This window comes from Mucilaginibacter gotjawali (genome assembly GCF_002355435.1).
GTDB lineage: Bacteria > Bacteroidota > Bacteroidia > Sphingobacteriales > Sphingobacteriaceae > Mucilaginibacter > Mucilaginibacter gotjawali.
The window spans coordinates 3,685,586-3,703,654 of sequence record NZ_AP017313.1 but is presented as its reverse complement, the minus strand read 5'-3'; the positions used below and the strand labels follow the sequence as shown (position 1 = coordinate 3,703,654).

The window sequence follows — 18,069 nt, the reverse complement described above, 5'->3', positions numbered from 1 at the left end:
TGGAAAGCCGCCTGATCATACAGGCGGCTTTTTTTATAGAGCAATTTGCGCAGGAAACTAACGCCTTATAAATCATGATTTAATGCGGACGTATCGGGGTTACAGGTTATGCTGACTTAAGAATGATTGTGAATTAAATTACCTGGTGTAATGGATTTTTGTTTTAGCTTATTTATACCTTATTTTATTGCCAAATTAATTTTCATGAAAACGCCGCTCCGCATATTCGGGGGATTGTTGCTGTTAGGCACATCCGCCATCGCCCAGGATAATAAACCCATTTATACTTCAAAAGCCTATACTGTATATCCAGATCGTGTGGCACAGGGAAAATATACAGCCAGGGCCTTATCATCAACCTCGCTCACTTCTGATTACCGCAGCCCGGCAAATATGTTTAAAAGCCCGGTTATTGAATTTAAATTCAGCATCAACGGTAAGGATAATGAAATGACGCCCGGCGTTAACCATCACTTTACCTGTATGGCACAGTCCAATGAAACACCGGTAATTGAATTTGGCGGGCCAGATAAGGTGCAGAAAGTAACTGCCGCAATAACTTTTCTACAACCATCAACGCAAATAAAAATACGGTTGAATATGAACCCGGTGCTTAATGCATTTAAGGAAAGAGGTTTTTATACTTGTGCTAATGGTGATAAAATTTATAAAAATGATTTTAAAGGTGTTTTTGTAGCGGGAAATACCGCACCGATGATCTGGGATTTCAATAACCTGGTTAACCATCCCGACCTGGAATTAAAAGACCCGGATGGCGATGGCATCTACGAAACCACCCTGATTTTAAATAAACCGGAAGACGAAAATAAGATTGCTTCATCGTGGACAATGACACGCGATGCAAGTGCCTTTCCGCAATACCATTCGGGGTATAAGATAAGCGATGCGGTGTACAACCTGGCTTTGGAAGAAATGCAAAAGGCCGTTGAGCCGGATAGTACGTTCCGCACGGGGAAGGAGTGGGGCGGGGTTTGGACAAGGGACATCAGCTACAGCATTATTTTATCCATGGCGGTGCTGCAACCAAAAGTAGCTGTTTACAGCCTGATGCGGAAGGTTAAAAACGACCGTATTATACAGGATACCGGCACTGGCGGCGCTTACCCCTGCTCGTCAGACAGGATGATCTGGGCAGTGGCGGCCTATGAGGTTTATAAAGTAACAGGCGACAAAAACTGGCTGCAGAAAGCTTACCGCATTGTGAAAAATTCAGCAGATGATGATGCATTAAACGTGTACGACAAGCAAACCGGCCTGGTGAGGGGGGAATCATCCTTTTTAGACTGGCGCGAAGAGACTTACCCCAAATGGATGCAACCTGCTGATATTTATGAATCCGAATGTTTGGGCACCAATGTGGTGCATTACCAGGTAAATAAAGTATTGTCTCAAATGGCTGCTTTGCTAAAAGACCCGGGCGCCGCTGCTTTATACAGCGAAAGGGCCGAGACCATCAAAAAAGGTATCCGTGAGCATTTATGGATCCCTGAAAAAGGTTATTACGGGCAATACCTGTACGGGCGCAATTATAAAACACTATCGCCCAGATCTGAAGGCTTGGGCGAGGCGCTGGCAGTGTTATTCGATGCAGCCGGGCCGAACGCGCAGAGCGTGATCAGCCATACACCTGTAAACGATTTTGGCATCCCGTGTATCTATCCGCAGATCCCCGGTATTTTGCCCTATCACAACAACGCGATATGGCCCTTTGTAGAAAGTTATTGGGCCATGGCATCGGCCAAAGCGGGTGATGAAAACTCCTTGATGAGGGCCATCAGCGCGGTTTACCGGCCCGCAGCCATGTTTTTAACCAACAAGGAAAATATGGTGGCAACAGATGGTGATTATGCCGGTACGCAGATCAATTCCAGCAATATGCTCTGGAGCCTGTCCGGTAATATCTCTTTAGTGTATAAGGTATTGTTCGGCATCCATTACAACGAAAGCAGCCTGCAGTTTCAACCTTTTGTGCCAAAAGCATTGGCCGGCGAGCGTTCGCTTCAAAATTATACATACCGCAACGCTGTGTTAAATATCAGCATGAGTGGTTTTGGCAACGTGGTAAAAAGTATCAGTCTTGACGGCAAAGCCTTGCCTGGGGCAATTATACCTGCAAGTTTAACAGGTAAGCACATTGTTAAAATTATTTTGGCGGATAACCTTGTAACCGGTAAAAGCAACTTGCTGCCCGGCTACACCGCGCCCGAAACGCCGATGGCCAGTTACCAAAACGGAACTTTAAATTGGGATAAAATACCAGGAGCAATCAGCTATCACGTCCTGAAAAATGGTAAAATCATACTTACAACAAACGCACATAGCGCTAAAGTGCCAACCAACGCGTATGCGGAATACCAGGTGGCCAGCGTGGATGCAAAAGGCGTAAGCTCATTTAACAGCGAGCCTGTACAGGTGATCCCCGCCAGTGTGGTGTCTGTTACCGAAGCAGAAACCGTTGCTGATAAATCCGACCTGCCTTACGAGGGATTTTCGGGAAGTGGTTTTGTGGAGATCAGCAAGACTAAAAACACTACCATCAACATCCCTGTCAATATTACCCAAACCGGTGTTTACGCCATTGATTTTAAATACGCCAACGGTAACGGTCCCATCAATACCGAAAACAAATGCGCCATCCGAACCCTGGATGCAGATGGACATTTTGCAGGAACAATCGTTTTCCCGCAACGCGGGAAAGGGGTATGGTCGGAGTGGGGTTTCAGCAACGCGGTACAACTCAAACTCACTAAAGGGAAGCATATCCTGAGCCTGCAGTTTAAACCGGCAAATGAAAACATGAACGGCGATATTAACCAGGCCATGGTGGATTATTTGAGGGTAGTGCGTCTGAACTAAGATTCGTAGGATTTTTCACTTATTGTTTGTTTTTAACGGTGTTCAAGAAGGCTTGGCCGTTAAAGGATTGCAGGATTTTATAATCGCCTGTTTAAGTGAAGAACTTAAACAGGCGGAGGCGGTTCCGAAAGCAAGATCAAAATCCTAAATTTGTTTTAAAACAACAAAGCAACAGCACATGCCATTTTTATCCCGCATATCGCTCCCGCCCATGCGGGATGGCAGTTACCTGCAACAGATCCCATGCCTCAGTAATGGTTTGCGGCTCGAACTGAAAACTAACGTTACTTTTTTTGTCGGCGAGAATGGTTCGGGGAAATCCACCCTGCTGGAGGGCATTGCGGAGCAATGCGGTTTTAGCCTGCGGGGCGGTAACCGCAACCACAATAAAAATACCGGCCACCGTTTTGAAGGCTATGAATCGGCACTGGCGGGGCATGTTGGGTTGGGTTGGACGCCGAAAAGAATTACCGAAGGCTTTTTTATGCGGGCCGAAAGCTTCTTCAATTTCGCTTCCTATATTGACGAACTGGCGGTGGATGACGGCCGTATTCTGCAGGCTTACGGCGGGCGGTCGCTGCATGAGCAGTCGCATGGCGAGTCGTTCCTCAGCCTGTTTAATAACCAGTTTGAAGCAGGCATCTATATCCTCGATGAGCCCGAAGCGGCCCTGTCGCCAGCCAGGATCCTGGCCTTTATGTCGGTGATCCACCAGCTCGATAAAAGCGGCCGGGCGCAATTTCTCATCGCCACCCACTCGCCGATGCTCATCTGTTACCCGGGCGCCACCATCTACCAATTTGATGAGGCTGGCGTGCGCGAAACCAGCTACGAAGACACCGAGCATTATTCGCTTACCAAATCGTTTCTGGATAATCCGGCTGTGTATTTGAGGCATTTGATGGAGGGGTAAGCAAGCGGCCTGAGCGTTCCATTTTTCTGCGGAACATTCCGGAACGCTGTGAAACACACTCATTATCAGTATGTTTCATGTTTTAACAAATTGCTGTTTTTGGCTAAGTTGTTGATAATCAACTAATATTAAATAGGTCTTTTTGAAGATTTCCATTCAAGTTGCTGTTAGTCAGCTGTTTACTGCTTTATGGATAGTGTGGCGAAAAAAAAATTTGTCCGCGCAGGTTTTCTCGCAGAGGAATCTGCGGCTGATGATGTTTGCAGGTATTGAGATGACCGGGATTAGTACAAATCAACAAACATACTCCACCGCAGGGTCCCGTTGGAGACCCTGCGGAGACGAAAATGCGTTTTTTGATCGATTTCTACCGATCAGGCGTTCCTTTGGAGCGTTTTTTTTGTTTTTTCGTCCCGGAGGGACGTTTGGTTGGTAGAAAATATAATTACCAATAACGGCGTTCCGTAGGAACGTTTGGTTAAATCGGAGGCTATTCCACATGATCAAATTTTGTAGGTTAACTTAAACCCGAAGAGCAACCTGCAGATGACCTTGTTATAAAATAAGCTATATTTAAAGATGAAAAACGGACTTTACGGATTGATTTTTTTAGCCGCAGTTTTCTTGTCGGGATGCGGACACTACGCAAAGAACGCCGCGCAGCAAGATGCCGAAAATTACAAACTCAGCAAAAGCCCGGAGCAATGCTACTTAGCCATTTATCAAAAGGACAGCGCTTTTTTAAAATATAAAATGATGCCGGGCGGCCGGGTACTGGGGCGCTTAACCATAAAATATGGCGAGCTTGAACCATTGGCATTTGAAAAAGAATTTGATCACGGCGAAATTAAAGGCCGTTTTACAAAGGATACCTTATTTGCCGAATATACCTTCGCCGATGGCGCCAAAAGAACCGTTTACCGCAATCCGCTGGCATTTTTGAAGAAAAACGACCATTTAATGCTTGGTTTTGGCGCCACCGAAAATTATTTGGGCCGAACCTGGTTTATTCACCACAATTTAATCAATTTTACCAGGGGCCGGTTTCAATTTTTACCGGTGGGGGGTAGTAAGTAATTTGCCAATTAAATTTGCTGTGCCCGCGGGTGCTCGCGCAGAGGAACCTGTGGATGATCAAGCACAAATCACCGGGCGGCCTCCACCGCAGGGTCCCCTTGGAGACCCTGCCGAGACGAAAAAGCGTATCCTGAGGGTTAAAATGGTATAGTATTTTTGGTTATTCGCGGTAGAGACGCGATGCATCGCGTCTCCAAACCCGGTGTTTGTTGAATTTATCACAAATTCTGTCACCCGTTCAAAGACGCGATGCATCGCGTCTCTACGATTCCTTATAAAATCATTTTTAAACAGCTTTTTAGTGCCGGCAATTTGTCCCCGCAGGTTCTCTCGCAGAGGAACCTGCGGATGATGATATTAGCGGGTGTGGATGCCAGCCGGATATGTACAAATCAACAAGCATACTCCACTGCCGGGTCCGGTTAGCGAGCCTGCGGTGACGAAATCGTTTCTGAATAATCCGGAGGTGTATTTGAGGTATTTGATCGAAGGTATGGGGCAGGCTTTCCGGGTGCGTCGCCCGGTATGGTATTTTTGTTTATCCGCTGTAGAGACGCGATGCCTCGCGTCTCTGACCCCTGTGCCTGTTGAATTTAACAAAGGTCCTATCATTCGTTCAAAGACGCGAAGCATCGCGTCTCTACAAATTCCTTGAATCCTTTTCACCGACTCCAACCCCAGCTTTACCGATAAAACCACTTCCTGTACCTATTTGAGGCCTTTTTGCTGTAACGGATCTGTGCTGTAGTCGTCTTATTGGTGTAATTAGAAACAGAAATATTAAAAGACAATCAAATACAACATATCATGAAACCATCGAAAGCAACCACAAAAAAACAAACAACGCTTGAGATAGCTTCATGGCCATTAAAAAACAAATCAAACATCATGAAAACTCAAATCATAACATTATTCACAGCACTTGTTTTAAGTACCGGAATAGCAGCAACAACTTACGCAGATACTACCAAAAAGAAAATGTAACTGTGTTAACCGACATCAGCAACATCAGCAAAATTGAAGTGCGCGGAAACGTTCAATTATATATCTCCGACGGTAATGCCGACCAGGTTAAAGTTTACAATAAATATTATGCAGAAAGCGCCCTGATAAAAAGCCGCAACGGCGTGTTGAGCATCGCTTCCTACAAAGCCGAAAAATTGGTAGTTTGGGTTACCGCAGCCGATCTTCGTTCAGTATCAGTTTATGATAATGCCGATGTAAAATCATTCGGTGATTTTTCAGGGATTGAATTTACAGTCGACTTACATAACAATGCTACCGCAAAACTTAGCCTCGATGCTTTTAACGCTAAAGTAACCGTAGCCGACCAGGCAAAAGCTAGCATCAGTGGCCGCGTAAACGAACTCGACCTGAAATACAACCACGCCGAAAACGTAAGCAGCACCAACCTTGAAGCCGGTAAGGTTTCAAAAACCCAAACCGTAGGGGTAGCAGCAGCCAAACCCGTTGAAGATGAATTTGCAGGTTTGTAATTGGTTGATTAAGTTAGAATTAGTTGATTAAGTTGATTGGGTTGATTAGGTGAGTGGTTAGCTTCGGCACCCGGAATTTAATCAACCCAATCTTGTTCTTTTTATCTTAGTCAACCCAATCAACTTAATCAACTATTAAACTCGATCAACCCAATCAACTAATCCAACCCAATCAACCAATTTAATGTAACTTTAAGCAATAAACTGTAGTCAAATAACTAAATCAAAAAATGATGAAAAAGATACAAATAACTATACTGGCGCTGGTTGCCGGTTTTACTGCGTTCGGCTTATCGGCATGCAATCTCAATTGCATTCACGGGTCGGGCCACCAGGTATCCGAAGACCGGAATGTCGGTCAGTTCAGCAGGATCAGTATTTCGGGCGGATATAAAGTCACCCTAAAGCAGGACAGCACATTTGCGATAAAAATAACGGCAGATGACAACCTTTTGAAATATATTAAAACAAACCTGCAGGGAGATAAACTCCGGATATATAGCAAAAAGAGTTTCTGTAACGGGCTGATTTTGGTTACCATTGGCGTTAAAAACCTGGAAGAGATCAAAGCTTCGGGAGCGGTAGAGGTAGATGGCGATGGCAAATTGGTGACCAGGGACCTGGCTATCAACCTTTCGGGCGCTACCAAGGTTAATCTGGACCTGAATGCCGCCAACGTGACGACTACCGGCAGCGGCGCCACCGAATTGAATTTAAAAGGACAGGCAACCTCGCACAATATCAACATCAGCGGCGTGGGCCATGTTTACGCCCTTGATTTTGTAGTAGGCACATGTGGCATCGAATCCTCGGGCGCCAGCCATTGCGAAGTAAATGTGCTCAACAACCTGAACGTACATTCAAGCGGTGCATCGGAAGTTAAATATAAAGGGCACCCAAGTATCAGCAATGATAAGTCGGGCGCTTCATCCATAGAGCAGGTGAATTGAGGGTAGTCCGGAAGTCCGAAAGTCCGGAAGAAGAAAAAAAGAATAAACAGGGGAGGCGCGAATTTATTTTTTGCGCCTTTTCTTTTCTTAATTTTTTGATTTTCAGGGTTGAATATTTTGGAAATTATAAAAATGAGTTTATTTTTATGACAATATTTTCAACCGAAAACCATGAAGAAATTTAAGAAAGTACTGCTTTACGCGGTGATCCTGATCGTATTGGTGATTGTTTCTGTTATTTCCTATGTCACACTTGCCTTGCCCGATGTGGGTAAGCCTGAAAATATTACCGTGGCCTTAACCCCGCAACGGATAGCTCGCGGCCAATACCTGGCCAATCATGTTACTTTATGTGTTGACTGCCATTCAAAGCGCGACTGGACAAAATTAGCCGCGCCGATAGTGGATGGTACCTTGGGCGGCGGCGGGGAAGCCTTTGACGCATCGGTTGGCTTCCCGGGTTCGGTTCATGTGCCCAATATTACACCTTATAAGTTAAAAGACTGGACCGATGGCGAGATCTTTCGTGCCATCACCAGCGGCGTACGCAAAAACGGCGAGGCCATCTTTCCGCTGATGCCCTGGCCGTATTATTCAAAATTAAGCAGGGAAGATGTGTATGCCATCATCGCCTACCTGCGCACTTTAAAACCTATCGTGGCCGACTATCCGAAATCAACGCTCAATTTTCCGTTGAATATCCTGGTGCACACGATGCCGCAAAAGGCGCCCCTTTCCGAAATTCCCCCTGCCACAGATACCCTTAAATACGGCGAATACCTTACCAATGCCACAGCCTGCAAAGAATGCCATTCGCAGGATGATAAGGGCAAACTGATTGCCGGGCTGGAGTTTGCGGGCGGGCACGAATACCAGGTCAACGGTCATATTGTACGGTCGTCAAATATTACGCCTGATAAAGCAACCGGCATCGGCACCTGGACCGAGGCGCAATTTTTGGCGAGGTTTAAAACCTATAATGACCGGTCGAAAGCTGCCCGGGTTGAAAAAGAAGATTTTCAAACCCTGATGCCCTGGTATGATTATGCCGGCATGAATGACGGCGACCTTAAAGCAATTTACGCCTACCTGAGAACCGTAAAGCCTGTAAAAAATAAGGTGGAAAAGTTCCAGGCCAAATTAACGGCGGCGTTTGAAAAGTAGTTGGGAGTCGCGGGTGAGGCTTTCCCGTTTGTAGTATAGCTTCGCATTGAATGGGCTTCCATAATATTTTTTATAGGCTACTGAATTCTATGACCCGTAGGGTCTACCGCTTTGTAGAAACAATAACCATAATCCTGTTTTGCCTCGTGGAGGCTACCCTTATTTGCCTGGCATGTAATTAATACGCTATATAAAATGCATTCAAAACCGTCCAATCTGTTAATATATTATCATCACATTTGCCGCCGTATTTTATCATGAAATTAAAACGCGGCGAAGGGTAGCCTCTGCGAGGCACTTAAATCTTTATTGTTTTTTCTACAAATGGGGTTATCCATAACGGGCAATGCGATTGAGTTAAGGTGATCGGCCCCCATCGGGGGCTAATATTGGTAGAAAAAAAAACAGCCAGATTATCCGCGCCGTAGGTCAATGTCATTAAGTTAAGGGATTTTAATATCGAACACCCAATGCCGAACCTGCCCGCCGGCAGGCTGGTGTTGAATAATGAAGTAAGAAACTTCGAAATTCGACATTCAAAATTCATTATTCAATATTAATTTCCTTCTCTTTTTCCTTAACTTAATGACATTGGCCGTAGGTACGGAATTTACACACAGTGCATTAGCGTTAATGCCGCTTTAATTGTTGCGTATCTACGGCACGCTTTTCGTTTTATTATCATTTTTTCTACCAATATTTCGCACCTGACGGCGCGATCAAAAAAATATGATTCTTTAACTTCACAGCATTGCCCTGATGGGATATATTTCCGGGAGTTTTAGGATTGCTGATTTATTTGATGATGTCAACCATCCGGTGTATTTTACCGCTTGAAATTTTTCCGGGGACCTTCCCGCTTTTCAAATTTTTCATTGGCCTTTATTAGCTTTCCTGATTCACGCCCGTCGCCTCAACCCCATATCTTATGGCCGCTTCAAGGGTCTCAATGTTTATATCCTTTAATTTGTTGAACCTGATACAATAGCCGGTCACGCTGGCCTTGCCCAGTTCTTTCCCAAAAGTTTGGGCCAGGTAGGTCTTATCCTTAATACCGAGGATGTAAACGGAGATGCCGGTTTTGTTTGCGCTCAAACCAATTTGAAAAAAATCCCTGGTTTTTCCATCGGCATATTTGATGGTATACAATCCATAACCGATGGTAGGGTTGCTAACCGTTTTATTTTCGCTGTTCTTGCCATTGTCAAACCAAAGTTTACAACCGGGTAAAACTTTAAGCAGGCGATGGTGCAGCACTTGCATGTCGTTACGTTTTGGTTCAGGCTGGCTGGTCATATACCCGTTGATTTGTTCCTGTACGTTCATAATGTTGAATGATGGCTTGTTTAGTATATCTTGTCCAATTTCGCAATTTTATTCATACAACAATTCATTTTTTCATGGGAGTTTACCAGTTTTTTAACTTTCGGACTTTTCGGTCTTCCAGGCTACCGGACTTTTTCCCGCTTTTTCAATTCTCCAACTTTTTCCCTACCTTTGCCCCTCCAAAAGCAGGAGGCTAAGTACCTGCGCAATATTTAAGTTTAAATACCCGTAAAAGATGAATATTTCACAGGAAAAGATCGATAACCTGAATGCAGTTGTAAAAATTAATATCAATCCTGAAGATTACCAGGCCCGCGTTGATAAAGCCATTAAGGATCAGGCTAAAAAAGCCAAAATACCCGGCTTCCGCCCCGGTATGGTACCGCCATCGCATATCAAAAGAATGTATGGCAAAAGCATCCTGGTTGACGAGATCAACAACCTGCTTTCAGATACCCTGAACAAATATATCGACGAGGAAAAACTGGAGGTTTTGGGCCAGCCTCTTCCAAAAATCGACGAAGACAAACATTATAACTGGGATTTTACCGATAATTTTGAGTTTAACTACGAGCTGGGTTTAGCGCCCGACTTTAAGGTTGATTTTTCAGCCGCCGATAAAATAGCCCAATATGTAATTAAGGTTGACGAAGAAACCCTGGCTGCGCGGATCAAAAATATCCGCAGAAGCTATGGCAAAATGACAAATCCTGACGTATCGGCAGACGATGATGTGCTTTATTCCGATTTGGCGCAGCTTTCACCGGATGGTTCTGTTTTTGAGGATGGAATAGCCATAACCGCGTCGGTAAGACTTGACCAGGTAAAGGATGAAGCAATAAAAGCATCGTTGACCGGCCTGAAAAAAGGAGACGTGGTTACGCTTGATCTTCAGAAAGCATATGATAACGATGCAGCTAAAATTGCTGGTTTATTAAAAATTGATGAAGAAACAGCGGCAGATCTGAAATCAAACTTTCAGTTAACCGTTAAAAACGTTAACCGTTTGGAAGAAAGCGATCTGAACCAGGAGTTCTTTGATAAATTATTTGGTGAAGGAACAGTAAGCAATGAAGAAGAATTCAGGGCGAAAATTACTGAAGAGATTGAAGGCATGATGGCGCAGGATGCTGAACGCAAATTGCAGGAAGAAATTTATAATTATACCATTAATAAATTCCAGTTTACACTGCCTGATGAGTTTTTGAAACGCTGGTTAAAAGCAAGCGACGAAAAAATGACCACAGAGGATTTGGAAGGCGGCTATAACGATTTTGCACAAAACCTTAAATGGACGCTGATCGGCAATAAGATCATCAGGGAGCAGGACATCAAGATCGATTATGAAGATGTTTTTCAAACCGCAAAATTCCGTTTGGATCAGCAGTTCAGGATGTACAGCCCGCAAGCCTTAAGTGACGAGCAATTAGGCCAGTACACCGTGCAATACCTGCAGAATAAGGAAAATGCCAACAAGATATTTGAAGAAGTGAAAGCTTTGAAAATATTCGCCTATATCAAAAGCGTTGTTACTTTAGAACCGAAGGAAATTCTTTATACCGATTTCCAGAAGCTGTAAGAGAAGTCCGAAAGTCCGGAAAGTCAGCAAAGTCCGAAAGATAGAACATGACGTTTTTTTAAGTCTCCCCTACCGGGGGAGATTTAGAGGGGGCCGGACCAAAAACATTAGGTATTTGTCATTGGGTGGTAACATTTTCTGCCCCTTGACAAATACCTCTATCAATTGCCGTTTCATTGCATGGAGTGCATATGTCAGGGAACGGCAAAGCCGCCGCAAGTTTTATTCATAAAAAATAGCTTTTCGCCGCTTTTTGCATTTAGTGCGCTATCCTCATCAAATTTTTTCTTTCGGACCCTGCCTGTCGGCAGGCAGGGTCCGGTCTTTACCGACTTTCGGACTTTAAAAATAACAACTATATTTATCGCGATTAAAACCCGCATCTTAACAAAAGAATCATGAGTAATATTGATAAAAACGAATTCAGAAAATACGCTGTTAAACATCACCGTATTAACAGTATCTATGTAGATAAATTTATTGCCGGCGTTGAAAGAAGCACCCTGCCAACCGGCATGACCCCGTACATCATCGAGGAGCGCCAGTTAAATGTTGCCCAGATGGACGTGTTCTCGCGTTTAATGATGGACCGTATTATTTTCCTTGGCGATGCGATTTATGAAAATATTGCAAACATTATCCAGGCGCAGTTGCTTTTCCTGCAATCAGCTGATAACAAACGTGATATCCAGATATATATCAACTCACCGGGCGGTTCTGTTTATGCCGGCTTAGGCATTTATGATACCATGCAGTTTATATCAAACGATGTGGCTACTATTTGTACAGGTATGGCAGCTTCAATGGCGGCCGTGTTATTGTGCGCAGGTACCAATGGTAAAAGGGCGGCTTTACCGCATGCCAGGGTAATGATCCACCAGCCGTCAGGCGGTGCACAAGGTCAGCAATCTGATATTGAAATCACCTATCACGAAATAACAAAACTGAAAAAAGAATTATACCAGATCATTGCTGACCATAGCGGTGCGCCGTTTGAAAAGGTTTGGGATGCTTCTGACCGTGACCACTGGATGATTGCCGAAGAAGCCAAAGAGTTTGGTATGGTAGATGAGATTTTACGCGGCACCAAAACAAGTAAATAATTCGGTAATTTCGATAGCTATCGGGACCGAAACCTGCCGGCAGGCAGGGTCCGATAGGATTGATTTTACAGGGCAATGAAACAAATACGGCGCTATGCACGTAGTATTAACATTACGCAATCATTTTTTTAACTTTCGGCGTCCCACCCTTATCGGGCATTCCGACTTTAAATAAAAATTGTTAATTTTGTACCTCAATAATAAACTAAATGAATAAAAACAGCAAGGAAATCAGGTGTTCGTTTTGCGGGGCCGGTAAGCAGGATTCTCTTATGCTGATAGCCGGCCTTGACGCGCATATCTGCGATAAGTGCGTTAACCAGGCTAATGAGATCCTGGCCGAAGAGCTGAAGGTAAGGAAGGTAAAATCTTCGCCGTCAGTGCCAGCCATCCTTAAACCAGCCGAGATAAAAGGTCACCTTGACCAGTATGTTATCGGGCAGGATGACGCAAAAAAGATATTATCAGTTGCGGTTTACAATCATTACAAACGTTTAAACCAGCGTATTGATAAGGATGAGGTGGAGATTGAAAAGTCAAACATCATTATGGTGGGTGAAACCGGTACGGGTAAAACTTTACTGGCAAAAACGCTGGCCAAAATATTAAATGTACCTTTTTGCATTTGCGATGCTACGGTATTAACCGAAGCCGGGTATGTGGGCGAGGATGTGGAAAGTATATTAACCCGCCTGCTGCAATCTGCCGATTACGATGTAGCTACTGCCGAACGCGGCATAGTTTATATTGATGAGGTGGATAAAATTGCCCGCAAAAGCGACAATGCTTCTATCACCCGCGATGTTTCAGGCGAAGGGGTACAACAGGCGCTATTAAAAATACTGGAAGGGACCTTAGTGAATGTTCCGCCGCAAGGTGGCCGCAAGCACCCGGATCAAAAAATGATCACCGTAAATACCAACAATATCCTGTTTATATGCGGCGGTGCGTTTGATGGTATCGACAGGAAGATCGCCAACCGTTTGCGCACACAAACTGTAGGGTACAGGATGAAACGCGATGATGGCGAAGTTGATCTGAAAAACCTGTATAAATACATTACGCCGCAGGATTTAAAATCATTCGGGTTAATCCCCGAGCTGATTGGCCGTTTGCCGATATTAACTTACCTGAACCCATTGGACAGGGAAGCACTACACAATATTTTAACCGAACCCAAAAACTCTTTATTAAAACAATACAAAAAACTGTTTGAATATGAAGGCGTAAAGCTGGAGTTTGAAGACGAAGTGCTTGACTTTATTGTGGACAAAGCGGTTGAATTTAAATTGGGTGCGCGTGGCTTACGCTCGATATGTGAAGCCATAATGATCGATGCCATGTTCGAGTTTCCGTCAAAAAAAGATGTGAAACGCCTGGTGGTGACTTTGGATTACGCACACGAGAAATTCGAAAAATCGGACCTTAAAAAATTAAAGGTGGCTTAATAAGGAAGACATATTAAGTTTTTAGATTTGAAATAATGATAAACCCTGGTGAATGCCGGGGTTTGTTGTATAAGCCCCGGGTCCCTGAAGGGGGATATTAGTCAGGTAAGCAAGAATTGAATATCGAATAATGAATTTTGAATACCGAATACCGCATACCGAAGTTTTCACTTCAATATTCTACACCAGCCTGCTGGTAGGCCGGTTCGTTATTCGGTGTTCGATATTAAAATCCTAAATCGACAGCTATGTACTAAAGGGCGAGAGGACTAAAGAGATGAATGAACAATTAGATATAAAAAAAGACGGGCAACCTGTCAAAAAAGCCAGGGAAGTATCTTCGCCAGTTACTCCCGGGTTAAAAACAAAAGAATCCATCGTTACCAACTGGCTGCCGCGCTATACCGGCCGCACATTGGCCGAATTTGGCGGGTATATTATCCTTACCAATTTTTCGAAATACATCACTTTGTTTTCGCAGTGGAACGATAATGCACCCATTATGGGCCTTGATAAACCGATGCAGAGTGTTACCGCTAATGGTATTACCATCATCAATTTTGGTATGGGGAGTTCTGTTGCCGCAACCATTATGGACCTGCTTACCGCTATACACCCCAAAGCGGTTGTTTTTTTAGGGAAATGCGGCGGCCTTAAAAAGAAAAATAAGGTAGGCGACCTGATCCTGCCGATCGCGGCCATCAGGGGCGAAGGTACCTCTAACGATTACCTGCCTCCTGAAGTGCCGGCATTACCAGCCTTCGCGCTGCAAAAAGCTATCTCAACCACCATACGCGACTTTGGCCGCGATTACTGGACCGGAACCTGTTATACCACTAACCGCCGCGTTTGGGAACACGATAAAGAGTTTAAACGCTACCTTAAAAAATTAAGGGCCATGGCTGTTGACATGGAAACCGCGACCATTTTCACTACCGGTTTTGCCAACAAGATCCCGACCGGCGCCCTGCTGCTGGTGTCTGACCAGCCGATGATTCCCGAAGGTGTTAAAACTGCCGAAAGCGATTCCGCCGTTACCGACCAGTTTGTGGAAACCCATTTGCGGATAGGTATTGAATCGTTAAAGCAATTGATCAATAACGGGTTAACGGTGAAGCATTTGATTTTTTGACGTTAATAAAACGATTTATAATTGTTTAACTTTGATGAAAAGAACGAATGAAGCAGGCGAAATATCAGTATCGATCGGAGGATTTGTTTCATTACTATGAATTTATCAGTGAGGGACCGAAAGGGCTGATAAAAAAAATTATTGAATACACTGAAACTAGTACTGAAAACGTTTATAATCTTGGATTTGGCGACTATGATGAACTAACGAAAGGTGTTAATGACCTCTCAATAACGAATAACGGCGACAGTCTGAAAGTATTGGCAACAGTAGCCTCCACAGTTTACGCATTTACGGAAAAATACCCTGAGGCCTGGATTTTTGCGACGGGCAGTACAGCTGTTAGAACACGTCTGTACAGGATGGGAATTACAAATAACCTGGCTGAAATTTCGGAAGACTTTTTGGTTTTTGGCTATAATAGGGAAGGTAATTGGGTGCCATTCGTTACAGGTGAGGATTATGAGGCTTTTTTATTGACAAAAAAAGATAATAAATTTGCGATATGAAAATAGAACAATTAAATAAATCGAAAGTTCCTATCATAGTTTTAGACAAAAAGTTGGAACAGTTTAGAGGGAAAGTTTTATTTCCGGATAAGCTAAAAAAGGCCAACGAAATATTGGCTAAAACAGGGCTCCCCAAAATCAAATCTTAATGCATAATATGCGTAATGCATAGTATGTTCAACCTGATAAATTTCTTAATCCTCATCGTTATTTTTTGTTGCGTAGCTTTCTCTACAAGTAGCCCCCGTAGATAAATGAACCTTTTCGTATCCTAATATAAAATATTACCTATTACGTTCAGGATGTCGATACAGAAAGCTATTTTTGAAAAGGATTCGGTTTTATATATACCGGGTTAGCAGGAATCAAATTATGTGGTACAATAATATATTGGAAACCATTGGCAATACGCCATTGGTTAGGTTAAACAGGGTTGCAAAAGACATCCCGGCAACTGTTTTGGCAAAGATAGAGACCACTAACCCCGGCAACTCTATAAAGGACCGGATGGCCATAAAAATGATTGAGGATGCCGAAAAGAGCGGTAAGCTTAAGCCCGGCGGAACCATCATTGAAGGTACTTCTGGCAACACAGGTATGGGCCTGGCCATTGCCGCAGTGATCAAAGGCTACAAATGTATTTTTACCAGTACCGATAAACAATCCAAAGAAAAGTTTGACGCCCTGCGTGCCTTTGGCGCCGAGGTGATTGTTTGCCCTACCAACGTTGATCCGGAAGACCCGCGCTCTTACTATTCCGTTTCATCTCGCCTGGAGCGCGAAGTGCCTAACTCATGGAAGCCGAACCAGTATGATAATTTATCAAATTCGCAGGCGCACTATGAGCAAACCGGGCCGGAAATTTGGGAACAAACCGAAGGGAAAATTACCCACCTCATCGCCGGGGTAGGTACAGGCGGAACGATATCAGGCATCGCAAGATATTTAAAAGAGAAAAATCCCGCTATCCAGATCCTGGGTATTGACACCTATGGTTCGGTATTTAAAAAATACAAGGAAACCGGGATTTTGGATAAAAATGAGATCTACCCATACATTACCGAAGGCATTGGCGAAGACTTTTTGCCGCAAAACGTTGATTTTAACCTGATTGATCATTTTGAAAAAGTAACCGACAAGGACGCCGCTTTAATGACCCGTGAAATTGCCCGCAAAGAAGGCATCTTTGCAGGTAATTCAACCGGCTCCGCAGTTGCTGGGCTTTTACAGATGAAAGATAGGTTTAAAGCAAGCGATGTTGTGGTCATCATCTTCCCGGATCATGGATCCCGCTATATGGGTAAAATGTATAATGACGACTGGCTGCGCGACCATGGTTTTTTAAAGGACGAAAAACTTACCGCCCGTGATATCGTCCACAGGAAAGAAAACCAACAGATCGTCACTATTGATTGTGAGCAAACTATTTTGGAGGCGATCAACACCATCAAATCGCTCAATATTTCGCAGATCCCGGTTACTCAAAAAGGCATGGTGATCGGCAAGATCACCGAAAGCGACATCTTAAATTCACTGATCGAAAATCCATCCATCAAATCGCAGCCGGTAAAAAATATTGCCACAGCGCCGTTTCCGTTTGTTGATCTGAATACATCGATTGACAAAATTTCTGCTATGATCAATAAAGATAATATTGCTGTATTGGTGGAAGATAACGGGCAGATAGAAATTATTACGCAGTACGATATTATTAACGCGATCTCAGCTTAGAATTGAGGTGAAAGGCGAAAGGATAAAGGTTGAATCGTGCCAGACTTCCGAAGTTTAATTCGGAATTATTTGTTTTCAAAAGGCCTCATTGAAGGCTTCGCCGTTTCAAAGCTTTGGAAGTCTGATTGAAAAATAGCTAATTTTATTTGATTGGATTTATACAATTCAGATCAGCGATTTTTTCAAAATCCTTCAGGTTACGTGTGTAAAGTGACAAACCATGCATCACCGCCGTTGCCGCTATGATACTATCGCCTAACGTTAGTCTGTGCTTTCTCCGTATTTCGATAGCGGCTTCGAACACTTCACGAGAAGGGATAATAATTGTGACCAAATCAAAAATCTTTCTGAAATAGCTTTCCTCATCTGAAGTTATTTGGTGATAGCCTAATACCTCAACTTCCGATATTTCTGAAATAAAAATCATATCGTTTAATATAAGGCTTCGCAAATATTCATATTGAGTTGAATAGGAATATATTATGATGTTGCTGTCTACGAGGGTCATAAGCTATTCCGAAAAAGGGAGGTCACGATCCTTTCTCATCTTTCTTTGCCACTCTGCGGCATCGCCAAAAGAAGGTGGACCACTGGCTTTGAAGTTAAGTATGCTTTTCTTTAATTCGTCTTTATTGATTTTATCCTGATCAGGTACTTCTTTTTGCTCTACAATAACATTAAGCTTTTTTGCCAATGCGATGATCTTAGCAATGCTACCCTCGTTATTGGTTTTTATAATAAGCTCCATAAAGTCAATCCTTTAA

General features: G+C 43.6%; 17 protein-coding genes. 14 read left to right on the top strand and 3 right to left on the bottom strand.

The features are described from left to right. The first annotated feature begins 204 nt into the window (after positions 1 to 204). The 7 genes from MgSA37_RS16350 to MgSA37_RS16320 all read left to right on the top strand — a co-directional run bounded on the left by MgSA37_RS16350 (position 205) and on the right by MgSA37_RS16320 (position 8,477). Positions 205 to 2,877 carry an alpha-L-rhamnosidase-related protein gene (locus MgSA37_RS16350; RefSeq protein WP_096357541.1) on the top strand — a complete coding sequence of 891 codons (2,673 nt, stop codon included), beginning with the start codon at positions 205 to 207 and terminating at the stop codon, positions 2,875 to 2,877. Between the two features lie 178 nt (positions 2,878 to 3,055). Next, complete coding sequence (locus MgSA37_RS16345) at positions 3,056 to 3,790, top strand: AAA family ATPase (protein ID WP_096353403.1); 735 nt, start codon at positions 3,056 to 3,058, stop codon at positions 3,788 to 3,790. 579 nt (positions 3,791 to 4,369) lie between these two features. Beyond that, the gene (locus MgSA37_RS16340) at positions 4,370 to 4,867 is read left to right on the top strand and encodes a hypothetical protein (RefSeq protein WP_096353402.1); all 498 of its coding nucleotides are present in this window, start codon (positions 4,370 to 4,372) and stop codon (positions 4,865 to 4,867) included. 807 nt (positions 4,868 to 5,674) lie between these two features. Then, positions 5,675 to 5,851 (top strand): hypothetical protein, encoded by a 177-nt coding sequence (locus MgSA37_RS28280; protein ID WP_157750602.1) that lies wholly within the window; start codon positions 5,675 to 5,677, stop codon positions 5,849 to 5,851. 2 nt (positions 5,852 to 5,853) lie between these two features. Next, on the top strand, positions 5,854 to 6,363 hold the full coding sequence (locus tag MgSA37_RS16335; RefSeq protein ID WP_157750600.1) for a GIN domain-containing protein: 510 nt from the start codon (positions 5,854 to 5,856) through the stop codon (positions 6,361 to 6,363). Between the two features lie 230 nt (positions 6,364 to 6,593). Next, the gene (locus tag MgSA37_RS16330; protein ID WP_096353399.1) at positions 6,594 to 7,313 is read left to right on the top strand and encodes a head GIN domain-containing protein; all 720 of its coding nucleotides are present in this window, start codon (positions 6,594 to 6,596) and stop codon (positions 7,311 to 7,313) included. A 171-nt stretch (positions 7,314 to 7,484) separates the two neighbouring features. Further along, positions 7,485 to 8,477: a c-type cytochrome gene (locus tag MgSA37_RS16320; protein ID WP_096353396.1), complete on the top strand. Its 993-nt coding sequence runs from the start codon at positions 7,485 to 7,487 to the stop codon at positions 8,475 to 8,477. An 885-nt stretch (positions 8,478 to 9,362) separates the two neighbouring features. Here MgSA37_RS16320 and MgSA37_RS16315 read toward each other — a convergent pair. Then, entirely contained in the window at positions 9,363 to 9,803 is a 441-nt protein-coding gene (locus tag MgSA37_RS16315) for a DUF1801 domain-containing protein (RefSeq protein WP_096353394.1), read from the bottom strand. A gap of 235 nt (positions 9,804 to 10,038) precedes the next feature. Here MgSA37_RS16315 and tig point away from each other — a divergent pair, with 235 nt between their 5' ends. From tig to MgSA37_RS16280, 7 genes are all read left to right on the top strand, one after another. Continuing rightward, positions 10,039 to 11,382, top strand: a complete 1,344-nt coding sequence (gene tig / locus MgSA37_RS16310; protein ID WP_096353393.1) for a trigger factor — start codon at positions 10,039 to 10,041, stop codon at positions 11,380 to 11,382. A gap of 398 nt (positions 11,383 to 11,780) precedes the next feature. Next, positions 11,781 to 12,485, top strand: a complete 705-nt coding sequence (gene clpP, locus MgSA37_RS16300; protein ID WP_096353389.1) for an ATP-dependent Clp endopeptidase proteolytic subunit ClpP — start codon at positions 11,781 to 11,783, stop codon at positions 12,483 to 12,485. 209 nt (positions 12,486 to 12,694) lie between these two features. After that, positions 12,695 to 13,933: an ATP-dependent Clp protease ATP-binding subunit ClpX gene (gene clpX, locus MgSA37_RS16295; RefSeq protein WP_096353388.1), complete on the top strand. Its 1,239-nt coding sequence runs from the start codon at positions 12,695 to 12,697 to the stop codon at positions 13,931 to 13,933. Positions 13,934 to 14,210: 277 nt separating this feature from the next. Beyond that, entirely contained in the window at positions 14,211 to 15,065 is an 855-nt protein-coding gene (locus MgSA37_RS16290) for an AMP nucleosidase (protein ID WP_096353386.1), read from the top strand. Positions 15,066 to 15,112: 47 nt separating this feature from the next. Next, the gene (locus MgSA37_RS16285) at positions 15,113 to 15,574 is read left to right on the top strand and encodes a DUF6934 family protein (RefSeq protein ID WP_096353384.1); all 462 of its coding nucleotides are present in this window, start codon (positions 15,113 to 15,115) and stop codon (positions 15,572 to 15,574) included. Further along, positions 15,571 to 15,723: a hypothetical protein gene (locus tag MgSA37_RS28590; protein WP_172885332.1), complete on the top strand. Its 153-nt coding sequence runs from the start codon at positions 15,571 to 15,573 to the stop codon at positions 15,721 to 15,723. The genes MgSA37_RS16285 and MgSA37_RS28590 overlap by 4 nt, the downstream gene beginning before the upstream one ends. Before the next feature lie 223 nt (positions 15,724 to 15,946). After that, positions 15,947 to 17,305, top strand: a complete 1,359-nt coding sequence (locus MgSA37_RS16280) for a cystathionine beta-synthase (protein ID WP_096353383.1) — start codon at positions 15,947 to 15,949, stop codon at positions 17,303 to 17,305. Positions 17,306 to 17,447: 142 nt separating this feature from the next. Here the strand turns inward: MgSA37_RS16280 and MgSA37_RS16275 are convergent, their stop codons facing one another. Next, on the bottom strand, positions 17,448 to 17,813 hold the full coding sequence (locus tag MgSA37_RS16275; RefSeq protein ID WP_096353381.1) for a type II toxin-antitoxin system VapC family toxin: 366 nt from the start codon (positions 17,811 to 17,813) through the stop codon (positions 17,448 to 17,450). Positions 17,814 to 17,816: 3 nt separating this feature from the next. After that, positions 17,817 to 18,053: a hypothetical protein gene (locus MgSA37_RS16270; RefSeq protein WP_096353379.1), complete on the bottom strand. Its 237-nt coding sequence runs from the start codon at positions 18,051 to 18,053 to the stop codon at positions 17,817 to 17,819. Positions 18,054 to 18,069: the final 16 nt, after the last annotated feature.